This is a genomic window from Mesorhizobium sp. CC13, assembly GCF_039907765.1.
In the GTDB taxonomy this organism is placed as follows: Bacteria; Pseudomonadota; Alphaproteobacteria; order Rhizobiales; family Rhizobiaceae; genus Aminobacter.
On the sequence record NZ_JARDJI010000004.1, the window covers coordinates 56,916 to 71,312 of the forward strand.

At 66.2% G+C, this 14,397-nt stretch carries 16 protein-coding genes; 8 read left to right on the forward strand and 8 right to left on the reverse strand.

The features are described from left to right. Position 1 precedes the first annotated feature (1 nt). From PV773_RS08165 to PV773_RS08185, 5 genes are all read left to right on the forward strand, one after another. Entirely contained in the window at positions 2 to 1,039 is a 1,038-nt protein-coding gene (locus tag PV773_RS08165; protein WP_347965868.1) for an ABC transporter ATP-binding protein, read from the forward strand. Beyond that, entirely contained in the window at positions 1,032 to 1,865 is an 834-nt protein-coding gene (locus PV773_RS08170; protein ID WP_347965869.1) for an ATP-binding cassette domain-containing protein, read from the forward strand. Before PV773_RS08165 ends, PV773_RS08170 begins: the two co-directional genes overlap by 8 nt. Before the next feature lie 187 nt (positions 1,866 to 2,052). Continuing rightward, the gene (locus PV773_RS08175) at positions 2,053 to 2,361 is read left to right on the forward strand and encodes a DUF1236 domain-containing protein (protein ID WP_347965870.1); all 309 of its coding nucleotides are present in this window, start codon (positions 2,053 to 2,055) and stop codon (positions 2,359 to 2,361) included. A 361-nt stretch (positions 2,362 to 2,722) separates the two neighbouring features. Continuing rightward, positions 2,723 to 3,874, forward strand: coding sequence for a hypothetical protein (locus PV773_RS08180; RefSeq protein ID WP_347965871.1), 1,152 nt, complete (start codon positions 2,723 to 2,725; stop codon positions 3,872 to 3,874). Next, the gene (locus tag PV773_RS08185; RefSeq protein ID WP_347965872.1) at positions 3,861 to 4,547 is read left to right on the forward strand and encodes a hypothetical protein; all 687 of its coding nucleotides are present in this window, start codon (positions 3,861 to 3,863) and stop codon (positions 4,545 to 4,547) included. Before PV773_RS08180 ends, PV773_RS08185 begins: the two co-directional genes overlap by 14 nt. On the opposite strand, the gene PV773_RS08190 is transcribed toward PV773_RS08185, so the two are convergent. From PV773_RS08190 to PV773_RS08205, 4 genes are all read right to left on the reverse strand, one after another. Beyond that, positions 4,495 to 4,908: a GtrA family protein gene (locus PV773_RS08190; protein ID WP_347965873.1), complete on the reverse strand. Its 414-nt coding sequence runs from the start codon at positions 4,906 to 4,908 to the stop codon at positions 4,495 to 4,497. The two genes, PV773_RS08185 and PV773_RS08190, sit on opposite strands and share 53 nt — an antisense overlap. Next, positions 4,901 to 5,593, reverse strand: a complete 693-nt coding sequence (locus PV773_RS08195; protein WP_347965874.1) for a methyltransferase domain-containing protein — start codon at positions 5,591 to 5,593, stop codon at positions 4,901 to 4,903. Before PV773_RS08195 ends, PV773_RS08190 begins: the two co-directional genes overlap by 8 nt. Next, entirely contained in the window at positions 5,593 to 6,624 is a 1,032-nt protein-coding gene (locus PV773_RS08200) for a glycosyltransferase family 2 protein (RefSeq protein WP_347965875.1), read from the reverse strand. Before PV773_RS08200 ends, PV773_RS08195 begins: the two co-directional genes overlap by 1 nt. Before the next feature lie 156 nt (positions 6,625 to 6,780). Then, on the reverse strand, positions 6,781 to 7,470 hold the full coding sequence (locus PV773_RS08205) for a DUF1236 domain-containing protein (RefSeq protein ID WP_347965876.1): 690 nt from the start codon (positions 7,468 to 7,470) through the stop codon (positions 6,781 to 6,783). A 303-nt stretch (positions 7,471 to 7,773) separates the two neighbouring features. On the opposite strand from PV773_RS08205, the gene PV773_RS08210 reads away from it, so the two are divergent. Then, positions 7,774 to 8,406 carry a UdgX family uracil-DNA binding protein gene (locus tag PV773_RS08210; RefSeq protein ID WP_347965877.1) on the forward strand — a complete coding sequence of 211 codons (633 nt, stop codon included), beginning with the start codon at positions 7,774 to 7,776 and terminating at the stop codon, positions 8,404 to 8,406. Here PV773_RS08210 and PV773_RS08215 read toward each other — a convergent pair. Both PV773_RS08215 and PV773_RS08220 read right to left on the reverse strand, forming a co-directional pair. Then, positions 8,390 to 9,358, reverse strand: a complete 969-nt coding sequence (locus PV773_RS08215; protein ID WP_347965878.1) for an SDR family oxidoreductase — start codon at positions 9,356 to 9,358, stop codon at positions 8,390 to 8,392. The two genes, PV773_RS08210 and PV773_RS08215, sit on opposite strands and share 17 nt — an antisense overlap. A gap of 18 nt (positions 9,359 to 9,376) precedes the next feature. Beyond that, positions 9,377 to 9,682, reverse strand: coding sequence for a plasmid stabilization protein (locus tag PV773_RS08220; RefSeq protein WP_347965879.1), 306 nt, complete (start codon positions 9,680 to 9,682; stop codon positions 9,377 to 9,379). Between the two features lie 146 nt (positions 9,683 to 9,828). On the opposite strand from PV773_RS08220, the gene PV773_RS08225 reads away from it, so the two are divergent. Both PV773_RS08225 and PV773_RS08230 read left to right on the forward strand, forming a co-directional pair. Beyond that, complete coding sequence (locus PV773_RS08225) at positions 9,829 to 10,917, forward strand: DNA topoisomerase IB (protein WP_347965880.1); 1,089 nt, start codon at positions 9,829 to 9,831, stop codon at positions 10,915 to 10,917. A gap of 32 nt (positions 10,918 to 10,949) precedes the next feature. Next, the gene (locus PV773_RS08230) at positions 10,950 to 11,126 is read left to right on the forward strand and encodes a hypothetical protein (protein ID WP_347965881.1); all 177 of its coding nucleotides are present in this window, start codon (positions 10,950 to 10,952) and stop codon (positions 11,124 to 11,126) included. A gap of 17 nt (positions 11,127 to 11,143) precedes the next feature. On the opposite strand, the gene PV773_RS08235 is transcribed toward PV773_RS08230, so the two are convergent. Together PV773_RS08235 and PV773_RS08240 are read right to left on the reverse strand one after the other, a co-directional pair. Next, positions 11,144 to 12,541, reverse strand: coding sequence for a PAS domain S-box protein (locus tag PV773_RS08235; protein ID WP_347965882.1), 1,398 nt, complete (start codon positions 12,539 to 12,541; stop codon positions 11,144 to 11,146). An 87-nt stretch (positions 12,542 to 12,628) separates the two neighbouring features. After that, positions 12,629 to 14,335: an HAD hydrolase family protein gene (locus PV773_RS08240; RefSeq protein WP_347965883.1), complete on the reverse strand. Its 1,707-nt coding sequence runs from the start codon at positions 14,333 to 14,335 to the stop codon at positions 12,629 to 12,631. Between the last annotated feature and the right edge of the window lie 62 nt (positions 14,336 to 14,397).

Here is a 14,397-nt window from a genome sequence, read left to right on the forward strand (position 1 = left end):
CATGACCGCCCCTCTGCTTTCGATCCGCGACCTGCACCTCAGGATGTCGAGCTTCGACGGCCGGGCGCATGTCCTGAACGGGATCAACCTGACCGTGAACCGGGGCGAGATCTGGGGTCTTGTCGGGGAAAGCGGCTGCGGCAAGTCGCTCACCGGCCTGTCGGTCTCGCGTCTGCAGCCCACGCCGCCGGCCCACTACACGGCGGGCGAGATCCTGCTCGAAGGCCAGGACCTGCTCAAGCTCAGCCCGGCCCAGATGCAGCGCCTGCGCGGCAAGCGCATCGGCATGATCTTCCAGGACCCGACGACGAACCTCAATCCGGCCTTCCGCATCGGCGAGCAGCTCGTCGACGTGGCGCTGGCTGCGGCAGAGCACGATGCCAGCGTGATCGATTGCCCGCCCGGTGCCGGTCGGCGCGAACGCCGCCGGGCCGCGCGCAAGCTGGCCGGCGAGATGCTGGTCCGTGTCGGCATCCCCAACGCACTGGCCCGGCTCGACGACTATCCGCATCAATTCTCCGGCGGCATGCGCCAGCGCGTGCTGATCGCCATGGCCCTGATCGGACGCCCCGACCTTCTGATTGCCGACGAACCGACGACGGCGCTCGACGTGTCGGTGCAGGCGCAGATCCTCGAACTCATCAAGAACAGCGTCAAAGACTTCGACATGGGTGTCGTGCTCATCACCCACAACCTCGGTGTCGTCGCCCAGACATGCAGTCATGTCGCGGTCATGTACGCAGGAAATATCGTCGAAAGCGGCCCGGTCGCGGCCGTGATCGGCAATCCCGTCCATCCCTACACGCGCGCGCTGATGTCTGCCATCCCGACCCGGGAAACCAAGCGCGGCGAACTGCGCGGGCTGGCCGGTTCGGTGCCGAACCTGATCACCCCGCCGCCGGGCTGCCGCTTCGCACCGCGCTGCCAGTTCGCCCTGCCCGCCTGCACCGCGGCCATGCCGGCATCGGTGCCCGTCGGCAACGATCATTCCGCAGCCTGCATCCGCGTGGCCGAGATGGAGGCGCTTGTCCATGAGTGACATCATGCTCGAAATCGACAACGTCTCGAAAATCTACCCGGGACGTCGCGGCGTCTTCGGCAAGTCGGCCGAAGTCCACGCGCTGAAGAACGTCTCGCTGAAGGTGCGCAAGGGCGAGAGTTTCGGCCTGGTCGGCGAAAGCGGCTCGGGAAAGACGACGCTCACCCGATCCATCCTGCATCTCGAAACCCCGACCTCGGGCAGTATCCGCGTGCAGGGCCAGGACCTCGGCAAGCTTTCCGATGCCGAACTCCGGCGGATGCGCTCGCGCGTCCAGATCGTGTTCCAGGATCCCTATGCGTCGCTCAACCCGCGCATGTCCGTCTACGACATCATCACCGAACCCCTGGTCATCCACCACGAAACCCTGGGCCTGACGCCAAGGCAGCGCAGCGACCGCGCCGCCGAACTGCTTTCGCTCGTCGGCATGGGCCCGCAGCATCTCCACCGCTATCCGCACGAGTTTTCCGGCGGCCAGCGCCAGCGCATCTGCATCGCGCGCGCCCTTGCCTCGGGACCGGAGCTGCTGCTTCTCGACGAACCCACTTCCGCGCTCGACGTATCGGTGCAGGCGCAGGTCCTCAACCTCCTGTGCGAGCTGCAGGATCGGCTCGGGCTGACCTATTTCTTCATCAGCCACGACCTGGCGGTCGTGCGCTACCTTTGCGACCGCGTGGCGCTGATCAATCGCGGCGAGATCGTCGAACAGGGAGATTGCGCCGATATCTTCGACGCTCCGAAGAGCGAATATGCCCGCATGCTCATCGGCGCAATGCCCGAGGTGAAGGTGCCGGCCGGACCGGCGAACGGCGGCATCGGCGCGTAACCTCACCAAGCGCGCCAAACGCCGCGGCGCTCGCATTTGAGCCGAAAAGGCAACGATACCATCCGCGCTCGTCGGCGAACCGCTGGCATCGGTGAACGTCACTCCGGCGCCTGCAGTGCTGACCCTGGCCCGGAACTTCTCCTCCGATCACGGGTTACCCCTCCATGTCCCAGCTATGGAGAGTTCCATGTTCTTGCGAATTTCGAGCCTGACCTTGCTGCTCCTGGCCACCACCTCGGGCCTCTCGGCCCAGACTCTGGTGCTGGAGCCGGCCCAGCAAACCATCGTCCGCGAGTATGTCATCGCGCATCCCGTTCAGCCGGTCGTGCCTCCTGCCGGATTCCAGGTGGTCGTGGGAGAGGTCTTGCCTGACGTGGTCGAAATCACCCCGCTGGACGCGCCCGACCTCGGCGCCAGCTACAGCTATGTCGTGATCGGCCAGCAGACCGTGCTGGTCGAACCGGGCACCCGCAAGATCGTCCAGATCATCGAATAGTAGGCAGCCTGCCGACCTTGGCCGGCACACGCGGGGACCTGCCCCGCCCATTCCGCGAGCCCAGAGGAGGCGCGGACTTCGCTGCCGCGCGTGCGCCATGACCTGGGAGGACTGGCTTTACGTAGTCGTCATTCTGGCAGCACTGGCCATGATATGGCTGGCGGTTGCCCTGTGAGGCGCATTCCATCCGGGCCCTGCCTCCCACGACCCCGAGGCTTCGCTTGGGGAACCAGAATTCTTTCGCGCCGTTGGTGAGTGTCGCCAGGCCCGACTGCGCGATCGCGATCGGCCCTGCCGCGGCGTCAGTGCGTCGCCACCGAAAAGAGGCAATGGCGTGACAACCGAGCCGGCCGTCCCGAGAATGCTAACCGTCTCGAAGCGCCATGCCGAATTGGCGACCGTCCTCGCCATTCCACTGCTGTTCCTGCTTGTCGGCATGGCACTCCGCTATGCGGCCTTCGTCTCGCTGACCGACGAGCCCAGCCTTTCCGCCTATATGCGCGCGCTCTGCAGATGGGACTGCTCCTGGTATCTCGGCATCGCCGAGAAGGGCTACGAAGGCTTTCCGATACCGAACCGCAGCAATGTCGGGCGCTGGGCGTTCTTCCCCTTGTATCCGCTGCTGGTCAGGGGGCTCGGCAACCTCTCGTCCCTACCCCTGCTCTGGGCTGCCGTGTTTGCCTCGACGGCTGCCGCCTATGCCGCCTGCCTGGTCGCCTGGCCCCTGCTCGAAAGAAGCCTCAGGGCCTACGCGCTCTATTCAGCCTTCCTGCTCAGCGGTCCGCTGTCGTTTCAATTCACCAGCGTGCTGACGGAGCCTCTCTTCGTGCTGCTGACCTCGTGTGTCCTCCTGGCATTGAAGCGCTCGAACTACCTCACCGCAGGCGCGTTTTCGGCGCTCCTGTCGTCCACCCGGCTGGTCGGGGTCTTCATCGTCGTCGCCACCGTGATCGGGATGTACCAGGACTACCGTTCGCGTCACCCGGCCGCCGCGCTCGCGTCATTTCCCGCCTGGGTGCTGGCGCGGCCGCGGCTGCTGGTCGCGATCCTCATCTCGCCCCTTGGCCTGTTCGCCTACATGATGTTCCTGCATGCCACCGTCGGCGACGGATTTGCCTTCGTGCATGTGCAACGCGCCTTCGGCCGCGTTGCCGGCAATCCCGTCCTTTATCTGTGGGAGGGGATCTCGGCCATGCCGACAAGCGGTTGGCTGCCGAGCGCGCCGCAATGGAGCGCGCTCGCCGTCATCGTCGGGCTTGCGCTGTGTGCTGTGCTGGCGCTGCGGCGGCAATATGGGGCAGCGCTGTTCTGCGCGCTGTGCATCGTCCTGCCGCTGATCACCAATCTGGCGTCGATGGTCAGATATGTCGGCGCCCTCGCCCCGCTCATCCTGCTTTCGGCACAGTTGCTGTCGCGCCCGGCGCCGATCTGGCTGGCGGCATTGGCCCTTGCACTTGCCGGCTGCTATCTCGTGACGCAGGCCTGGATGGGAGGGCACCTTGCCCTGGTCTAGTGGGCCGCGCGCCTTCCGGCTCGCCCGGCTGGGCGGCTACACGCTTGCGGCATTGCTGGCCTCGGCCGAGTCCGCCATCCTGGTGGTCGCGCTCAACCCGCGCGTCGACGCCGACTATCGTGACTTCTACATCGACCGGACCACGACCTGCCTCAATCGCGATTCCTCGGCACGCTATCTGTTCGGCGAGACGATTTCGTTTCGCCGCGATGGGCAGAAGCGCGCCGCCGGATTCAAGGTCTGCGGCTGGTCGGGCCCTGCAGGCGACGGCACTCATTCACTGGGCGAGATCTCGAGGCTTCGCCTGGAACTCCCTGGCATAGGCTCGACCGTCGTCGCCACCCTCGTGCTCACGCCGGTTCTCCGTCCGCCGCAGAACGAGCAGCGGGTACGGTTCCTCGTCAACGGCGTTCCTGCCCATGAAGTCCGCCTCCGAGGGCCGGAGACGAGGACGGTCTCCCTTGCCGTCCCGCCGGCCGCGCTGGCGCGTGGCAGTATCCTCGACATCATCCTGCAATATCCCGACGCCATACCGCCCAGCCGTTCGGCCAGCGACATCTACAAGCGCGCGATCAAGCTGCTCTCGCTGCGGCTCGACGAGGCCGCGGTGCAGGGCCAGGCTACCGGCGCGCCCGATCGGCGAACACCCATCGGCTCAGAAGGACGAAGTTGACCACGGGGACGAGGAGCGACGTGACGACGATGGGCAATGCCGGAGGCAGCCCGAGCCATCCGACCAGCACCGCCGGCGCAAGATAGGCGATCGCGAAGCCGGCGGCGGTTGCCACCAGGAATCGGGGCGCTTCGGAGCGGTGCTGCCCGGGCGACATGAACGTCACGATCTTGTGGGCGACGTAGGAATAGGCGGCCGCCACCGCATAGGCCGCGAGCGACGCCCGGACGGGGGCGAAATGCGCGCCTTGCCCCAGAATGAAGGCGAGGACCGCATATAGGGCCGTCGCCGAGAGGCCGACCGCTCCGAAGCGCGCGAGCAGCTTCATGGTGTTCAGCGCGGCGGTTCGGCTTTCAGACACGGGCGCTGCAGGCATACTGGGCGCCGAGGGGAAATGCCGCGAGCCCGCGTTCCACCGCCTTGGCGATGCGGCCGGGTGTGGGCAACAGCAGGAAGTGCTCCGAGCGGACCTGCCGGAAGCCCGCGCCGACAAGCAGCGCCCTGGCCTTGCGGGCGCCCAGGAGCACGGCATCCTCGTCGAACGGGCACCGCATCACCGCAAGGCGCGTCAGCGGGTTGAAGGGGTTGTGCTCGATGATGCAGGCCACCCCGCCCGGCCGCACCACCCGCCGCATCTCCTCGACGAAGCCTGGCCAGGACGTCGGCGCAACATGGTGCAGGACGCAGCTGGCGAAGGCGATGTCGAACGTAGCGCTCCGATAGGGAAGCAGGTTCGAGGTGCAAACGCCGTATTCGTTGTCCGGATTGCAGTGGCGGGCGCGCTCGATCGATTGTTCGGACACGTCGCAGCCGTGCAGTCGATCGAAGATGCCGCGAAGATGCGGGTGCAGCGAACCCACGCCGCAGCCGATGTCCAGCGCGCACACGCGCTCGCCGCCGAGCCGCAGTTGCCGCTCGTCGACCAGCCGCCTGAGCAGGTCGGCCTTGGCGCCGAGGAAGAAGTCGTGCCCGAGACCGGAGAAGCGGATGGATCGCGCGACCGCTTCGCCATAGCTGGACCCGTAGCCGTCGAACAGTTCTGACACTAGCCGGCTCTCCGATTGGCCAGGCCCGCGAACGCACGCTCCTCACCCGCCGGCCGCTTGTCGTCGAACCCGCTCGCGCGGGAAACCACGTAGAGGGGCCGCCGCTTCACCTCGGCATAGATGCCGCCGACATAGAGCCCGACCACCCCGGTCATGAACAAGTTGACGCCGCACAGGAAGGACACGATGACGACCGTGGACGTCCAGCCGGCGATGACCCCGGCTTCGAAGGTCCAGGCCAGGATCGCGTAGACGCCATAGGCGATCGCGACGAACGAGATCGTCAGCCCGCCCCACAGCGCCATCCGCAAGGGGGTGTCGGAAAAGCTGACGATGCCGCGGACGGCGAGGTGCAGCATCTTCCAGAACGGGTACTTGGTCTCGCCCCGCGCGCGAGCGGGCCGTTCGAAGAGCACCTCCGTCTGCTTGAAGCCCATCCAGGCGAACATGCCGCGCACGAAACGGTCGTGTTCGGGCATGCTCTGGAAGGTCTCGAGCGCCCTGCGGCCGACGAGCCGGAAATCCCCGACGTCGCGCGGAATGTCCACCGTGGTCATCCGCCCCATCAGCCGGTAGAAGAGGCTCGCGGTCGCACGCTTGAACCAGGTCTCGCCCTCGCGCCTGATGCGCCGGGCATAGACGATCTCGTATCCTTCGTGCCATTTGGCGATGAGATCGAGCACCACTTCGGGCGGGTCCTGGAGATCGGCATCCATGACGATGACCGCGTCGCCGGCCGCGGCGTCCATCCCGGCGGTGATGGCGATCTGGTGTCCGAAATTGCGCGAGAGCTCGATGAGCCGAAACCGCGGCTCATGCTCGAGCAAACGCCTGAGATACTCCACGCTGCCGTCGCGGCTGCCGTCGTCGACGAAGATCGCCTCCGCCTCGCCGTCCAGCCGGCAAAACAGCCCGCCGATCCTTTCGACCAGCAGCGGCAGGACTTCCTCTTCGTTGTTGACCGGGATGACGAACGAGTATCGAGGCGGTTTTCGCCTCGACCGCACGATCTGGATCGCCTGGTTTCGCATCCGATTCAAATCGACAACGCCGCCGAAAAGTTCCCGCCTCGCGTGCAAATGTCGACGAACGGGCAGCCTTGCCGACTTTTGCCTGTATTTGACAGCGCAAGGGCATGGCGGGATGCCTGCCGGCATTCGCCGACAGGCAGGGTCGGACGACGGCGCCTAGACCAGGATGACGACGATCTTCAGGGTCGACGGTTCGACGATCACAATCCGTCCGTCCGCCAGCAGGAAGAACAGGTAGCCTTCATAGGCCGGAACGATCTTGACGATCCGTACCGGAAGCGGTCTCAGCTTGACCTTGACCGTCTGCGGCACGGCAACGCCGACCGCCACGTCAAAGTTGACGGTAACCGGCGCGACCTGCGTTTCCTTGATCACCTGGGTGATCTCGGTCTTCTGCTCCACGGTCACGTTGACGTTCTGGGTCGTCGACGACTCGCCACTCTGCTGAGCCTCCCCGCTCTGTGCAGGTTGCTCGGTCTGCGCGGCGCCACTTTGAGCGGGCTGTTCCATTCCGGAGCCCTGCGCCTTCTGCTTCGGCTGCTCGGCCGTCGCTCCGCCCTGCGTCGCCTCTCCGGCGGCTTCGCCCTCAGGCGCTTGTTCGCCTGCCTTGGGCTGCTTGGCCTGCTGCTTGGGCTGTGCCGCTCCCTCGCCCGCGGCACCGCCCTGCTGCTCGCTCGTGGCGCCCTTTGGCGACTTGCCTTCGGGCTTCAAGCAGTTCTCGGCCTTTGAGCCTGCCGGGCACTCGGTGGTCTGGCCCTGAGCCGGTTGCTCGGTCTGCGCCAGAACAGGCCCGGCGGCGACGCTGAGGCCCAAGGCGATGACGCTCTTGATGATGATACCTGTCATTACAAGTCTCCTCGTCTGAACATCCCTCAAGAGGCTAATCCGGCGTGGAGGGCCAAGGTTCCCAAAAACTTTCCCTGGCGCATTGGCCTCGGTCGGCGATGTGGGCGGTTGATCGGCGGGACCGCGATCGTCGCTTTGAAGCAGGCCTGGCGGAACAATCCGGCCGCGGCCGCCGTTGGTCCCGGTCGCCCGAAAGAGGAGTTCGCGATGGCTGGCAAAGGCGGATTCCGCTTTGCGTCCCTCCGACCCGATGAACGTGGCAAGGTGCCTTCGTCAGGGGATGACGCGCAGTCGGATGCATTCATGCCCCCGGCGCTCGAGGAGGATGCGAGCATCGACACGCTGCGCGAGAGCGCCAGGACCTGCCGCCGCTGCCCGCTGTGGCGCGACGCCACCCAGACGGTCTTCGGCGAGGGGCCGCCAAGGGCGGATATCATCTTCGTCGGCGAGCAGCCCGGCGACCGCGAGGACCTGGCCGGCAAGCCCTTCGTCGGTCCCGCCGGCGACATCTTCGACGCCATCCTTGAAGAAGCGGGCCTCGACCGGGCCAGGGTCTACGTCACCAATGCGGTCAAGCATTTCAAATTCCAGCCGCGCGGCAAGCGCCGCATCCATTCGAAGCCGAATGTCGGCGAGATGCGGGCCTGCCACTGGTGGCTCGCCAAGGAACTGAAGATCGTGAAGCCCCGGCTTGCAGTGGCGCTGGGCGCGACAGCGGCCCATTCCCTCATCGGCAAGCCGATTGCAGTCACCAGGCTGCGCGGCGAGACGATGACGCGTGATGACGGGCTGCCCGTCTTCATCACGATCCACCCTTCGTTCATCCTCCGCATCCGCGACCCGGCCGACCGTCGCGCCGAACGGCGGCGCTTCCTGGCAGACCTGGTAGCGGTCGGGAAGGCAGCGGCGAGTTCGGTGGCTAGTATCCGCCGATGATCGGCAGGATCTCTCCCGTGATGTAGCTGGAGCAGTGCGGCGAAGCCAGGAACACATAGGCGGGCGCGATCTCCTCGGGCTGGGCCGGACGCTTCATCGGCGTCTTCGCGCCGAACATCGATACGTCCGCCGCCTGCTTGTCGGAAGGATTGAGCGGCGTCCACACCGGGCCGGGCGCCACGGCATTTACCCGGATGCCGCGGTCGACGAGATTGGCGGCGAGCGCGCGGGTGAACGCGTGGATGCCGCCCTTGGTCATCGAATAGTCGATGAGTTCCTTGCTGCCGTCGATGCCGGTGACCGAGCCGGTGTTGATGATGGCCGAACCCGGCTGCATGTGCGCGACCGCGGCCTGCGCCATGTGGAAGTAGCCGTAGAGATTTGTCTTGAGCGTTATGTCGAAGTGCTCCTCGGTGAGGTCGGCCAGCTCGCGCGAATGCACCTGGAAGGCCGCGTTGTTGACCAGTATGTCGATGCGCCCGAACTTCTTCACGGTCTCGGCCACCGCCTTTTGGCAGTCGTCGCGCTTGCTGACGTCGCCGGGCAGCAGGATGCATCGGCCGCCCTCGGCCTCGACCGCCGCCTTGGTCCGCTCGGCATCCTCGTGTTCGTTGAGGTAGCCGATGGCGATGTCGGCTCCCTCGCGCGCGAACAGCACCGCGACGGAGCGGCCGATGCCGGAGTCGCCGCCGGTGATCAGCGCCACCTTCCCGGCGAGCTTGCCGGAGCCGATGTAATAGGGTGCATCGTAGAGGGGAGCCGGGTCGACTTGCGACTCCTTTCCCGGTTTCGGCAGATGCTGCCTGGGAAACGGGGGAACGGGGTAGAGCCGGGCTCCGGCCTGCATTGCCTGCCCGCCATTGCCACCCTTGCGTTTGCGGTCGTCTGCTTCGACCTTCTTCTGGACGGATTGCTGTCGTCGCGCTGCTGCGGCGGCTTTGCTCGCGGCCATCGGGCTACCTCCAGATCCTCAGTGGGCCTCGCGGCGTTTGCGTGTGGCGGCGGCCTTCTTTGCAGATGCCGAACGGGAGGCTGCCGAACGGCGGGCCGAAGCTTCCCCGCCCAATTGGCCCCCCTTTTTTGCCGACACGTTGGTGTCGGCCTTGCCGCGTCCGGAGCCGGATTTGTTGCCGCCGCCCGACTCCTTGTTGACCGTGGCCCAGGCTCTGCGCTCGGCCTCCTCGTCGGATATTCCCCGCTCCTTGTAGCTGTCCTCGATGTGCTCCGCCTTGCGCTTTTGCTTGTCCGTATATTTGTCCTTGTCGCCGCGTGGCATGTCATTCTCCCATGGTTCTTCAAGAACCCAACGCCCCGCCTCCGCGACGGTTCCTCTACGAAATCCTGGCGCTTCGATCGGAACCCTCGGCACGCCTGCCTGTTGTGCCGTGACCGCGAGGAAGACGACCATGCCCGGAGGAATCGATGCACCGCAACGCTGAAGCCTGTCCGGCGGCGTCCGGACATGAGGGCGCGGCATCCCTGCGATACGTCGGCGACCAGGAGGCCGGAACGACGCGGCACCCGGCGGGCAAGGGCTTCCGCTACAAGGATGCCCATGGCCGCTGGGTGGCCGACAAGCCCGAGCTTGACCGTATCCGCGGCCTCGCCATCCCTCCGGCCTGGTCCGACGTCTGGATCTGTTCCGATGGCAAGGGGCACATCCAGGCGACCGGGCGCGACGCGCGCGGCCGCAAGCAGTACCGCTACCATCCCCGCTGGACCGCGATCCGCGACGAGGTCAAGTTTTCGAGCCTTGGCGAGTTCGCGCGGGCGCTGCCGAAACTCCGGCGGCGGGTGGAGCGCGACCTCGCCAAGCGAGGGCTGCCGCGGGAAAAGGTGATCGCCTCCATCGTCTGGCTGCTCGACAACACCATGATCCGCGTCGGCAGCCCGGCCTATGCCCGGGAGAACGGCAGCTTCGGCCTGACGACGCTGCGCGACCGGCATGTCGACATCCGCGGCTCGACACTCAGATTTGCCTTCAAGGGCAAGTCCGGCAGGGAATGGCGGTTGCGGCTCGTCGACAGGCGCATGGCCGGGATCGTCCGCCGCATCCAGGACCTGCCCGGGCAGGACCTGTTCCAGTATCTCGATGAGGATGGCAGGCGGTCTGCCGTGACCTCCGAGGACGTCAACGGCTACATCCGCGCGGCGTGCGGCCTCCCCTTCAGTTCCAAGGACTTCCGGACCTGGGGCGGCACGGTCCGGGCGCTTGCGCTGTTTTCGCGCCTGCCGCTCCCGTCCGGCGAAGCCGCCAGGAGGCGCGCCCGCAACACCGTCGTCGACAAGGTCGCGAGAAGCCTCGGCAATACGCGCACCGTCTGCCGCAAGGGATACATCCATCCCGAAGTGATCGGCGCCTGGGCCGAAGGCCGGCTGCAGGAAGGGCTGCGCAGGGCTGGCCATCCTCGCGTGGCGGAACTGGACCGGGACGAGGCGCGGACGCTGGCCTGGCTCCGCGCCACGGCGGAACCTTTGCCAGGGAGACGCGTTCGCAAAACGAGCGCCTAGCCTTTCAGCCGCTCGTCCGAAAGAACAGCGCAATGGCCGAGATTCTCCAGTTTGGTGGCAACCACGTGTTCGTCAAGCGAGCCGAGGATGTCTGGATCGTCCGGGTCCTGGAGGACGGCGACCAGACGGACTACACGTTCGATCACTGCAAATGGGCCGAGAAGTTCGCCAGGGACCAGCGGATCAGGATTGCCGGCCGCAACGGTTGAGGCGAACGCGCGCCAGGTCAGGCCTGGATCGAAGCGACAGGCGCCGTCAGCGTCCAGCAGACACCGTCCGCGTCCAGGACCAGCGCCGCGGTTCCACCCACCGAGATGGGCGTCACGCGTTCGAGCACTGTGCGGCCGAAGCCCGAGCCGGCGCTGGCGCCGGCATTGGGTCCTCCCCGTTCGGTCCATCGCAAGGTGAATTCCGTGCCTGCGACTTGCCATTCGACGGCGACGCGTCCCCTGGCAGTAGACAACGCACCGTATTTCGCCGAGTTCGTGGACAATTCGTGGAACGCCATGCCAAGGCTCTGGACCGCCGCCGCCGACAGCACGATCCGTTCGCCCGCGAACGAGATCTTGTCCTTCCGGGCGAACGGCATGACCTGGCTCGCTACCAGTTCGTGGAGTGTGGCGCCGCGCCATTCGCCTTCCACGAGCAGGTCGTGCGCCCGCGAAAGTCCCATGATCCGCTCACGGATCTGGCTTTCGAATGCCAGCGTGTCCACCGAGTTCTTCCGCGTCTCGCGGATCATCGACAGGATCACCGCGAACTGGTTCTTCACCCGATGGTTCACCTCGCGCATCAGCAACCTGATGCGGCTTTCCCGCTCGCTCCGCTCGGTGATGTCCCGGGCGATCTTGGATGCGCCGATCACCCTGCCCGAGGCGGTCCTGATCGGCGAAACCGTAAGCGAGACCGGTACCAGGCTGCCGTCCTTGCGCCTGCGGACGGTGTCGAAATGGTCGACCCGCTGCCCGGCGCGTATGCGTCCGAGGATGTGGTCCTCTTCGGCCAGGCGATCTTCCGGAATGAGCATGCTGATGTGCTGTCCGATCGCTTCCTCGCTGCTGTATCCGAAAAGCCGCTCCGCGCCTGCGTTCCAGCTCTTGATGTAACCGCTGATATCCTTGCTGACGATGGCATCGTCCGACGACTCGACGATCGCCGCCAGCCGATGCACCTGTTCCTCGGCGCTCTTGTGCTGGGAGATATCGATCAGAATGCTGATCGCTCCGGCGACCTCGCCGGAATCGGAGAGGATGGGGGCAGGATAGGCCAGATACGGGACCACCCTTCCGTCGGGCCGGATCAACGCCGCCTCCACCGCCGCCATTGCCTTCTTGCCGCGCAGGGCGAGAGCCGTCGGCGACTCGTGGCGGCCGAGCGGATCGCCGTTGGGCGTCAAAAGCTTCAGTGCGCCGCACCACTTGGCATCCTTGGGCGGCGTCCGCCCCCACATCTCCACGGCCGCGTCGTTGAACCAGGCGACCGTTCCGTCCGCATCCGTCATGCAGACCGGCACCGCCAGGGCGGCAAGCAGCAGTCGGGGATCGTGCTGGCCGAATTCATCGCGCTTCGCCGCGGGCGTCGGAGCTTCGTCGGGCGCAAGGGACGGACCCGTCATTTCAACCATGTCTGTCCCACTTCCCCGCGATGCGGTTCGCACGCCTTCACCGCTGCGATGGCCGTATGCGCCCGGCATGATCGGTTCGTGTCCATGTCAGTTCAGGCTCGTGCCGGTGTAGCGCTGCCGCACGGCCTCGGCGATCGCCGCCCGGCTCTCCGGGGGTGCCAGGTCGGCATTCCGCTCGATCGAACGCGCCTCGGCCGCGAGCTTCTTGTCCTTGACCTTGTCGCGGAACCACTCCGAGTAGTCGCCGGCGCGGAGGTGGTGTTCCCAGGTGGCGTCGTCGACGCCCTCGGCAATGTGCAGGAACATCATCAGGTTTTGGGCCTTCAGCCTGAGGGCACCTTCAGGGCCGCGGAAGTAGAAGCTGTTGTCGCCCAGGTCCCCCTCGGCATATTTGCGCTTGTGGCGCTTGCGCGCCTGCTTGGGCCTGTCGACGTTGAGCGGCTTCGCCGGCCGGTCCGAGCAGCGGTCCCAGAACAGGACCTGCTGTTCCGACAGCGGCGTGATCCCCTCCGGACGATCGATGCCGACGGCCTCGGAATAGGCGGAGAACACCTGGTCCGCCTCCGGCCCGAGCCCCACGACCACGTCCACGGTTTTGAGGACGTCCTTGGACACGAGGTCGGGGTGGACCGTGATCAGGATGGTCGCCGGCAGTTCCTTGGGAAGGGCAAAGCTGTCGCCGACCCGCGCGGCAGGCAGGAGATGATGCGCCTCGTCGATGACGAGCCAGTGCGGCCGGCCGGTCCTCGCACGCAGCGAGGCCAGCTCGGGCAACAGCTTGGCGAAATAATCGGGCCGCTCGTCGGTCTTGAGCCCGAGCATGTTGACCGCGACGTTGTTGGCCGGCTTGGCGAGCAGGTCCAGGATCTCGCGCACGCTCGGCGGCGTTTCCGCGTCGCCCACCACGACCACGTCCTCGAGGTGCTCGTAGTCACCCTCCGGGTCAAGCACGCAGAACTGATAGGATTTCTTGACGAAGCGCTCGATGAGAAGCATCGCGAGCGTGGACTTGCCGATGCCCGAAGTCCCGGCGATCAGCATGCCGCCGCCATAGGGCGAGATCGCCGAGATCGCGCCTGCGGCGTCGGTACCGACCTTCACGCGCTGCCTGATCGTGTTCATCAGTTCGGCGTCGCGGGACAGGATCCTGCCCGTCAGTTCCGCGACGCCGGCACCGCGCGCCGCGAGCGTCGTACGGTCGGCCGTCTGCTTGACCGTCGGCAATGCGTTCGCCACGGCCACGCCGTAGCCGACCGCGCGCAGGAAGGCGTGGTCGTTCTCCGCGTCGCCGATGCCGACGACATTGTGCGGCGACAGCTCCAGGTCGGCGAGCGCGGCGGCAAGCCCGGTCGCCTTGTTGACGCCGCTCGGCAGGATCATCACGGCACCCTTGTTGAAGATGATCTCGAGTTCGAGGCCGAGCCTGCGTATTTCCTCGAGCACGATCGTCTCATTGGGCACCAGCGTGGCGACGATGGTGCGCCCCACATATAGGGGCACGACGCCTCTCCGGCGCAGGCATTCGACGAACGCCTGCGGCGGAGGGGGTGCCAGCGGCCGCTCCTTCTTTGTCGCTGGCGTGTAGAGCAGCGCACCGTTCTCCGCGACGATCCGGTCGAAGATGTCGTGCTCGGGAAAGACCCGTTCGAGGTCCGGCAATTCGCGCCCCGTCACCAGGATCAGCTTCCGCCCAGATTCCTTGAACTTCACCACGGCCGCCAGCGTGTCCTCGGTGACGGTGCCGTGGTCGGCGAGCGTTTCGTCATAATCGGTGGCAAGGGCCAACGCATACATGGGGTTATGCCGGTCGTTACAGGGTCGTTCAATAATCGGGCAGGCCGGAGTTCGTTCCCGAG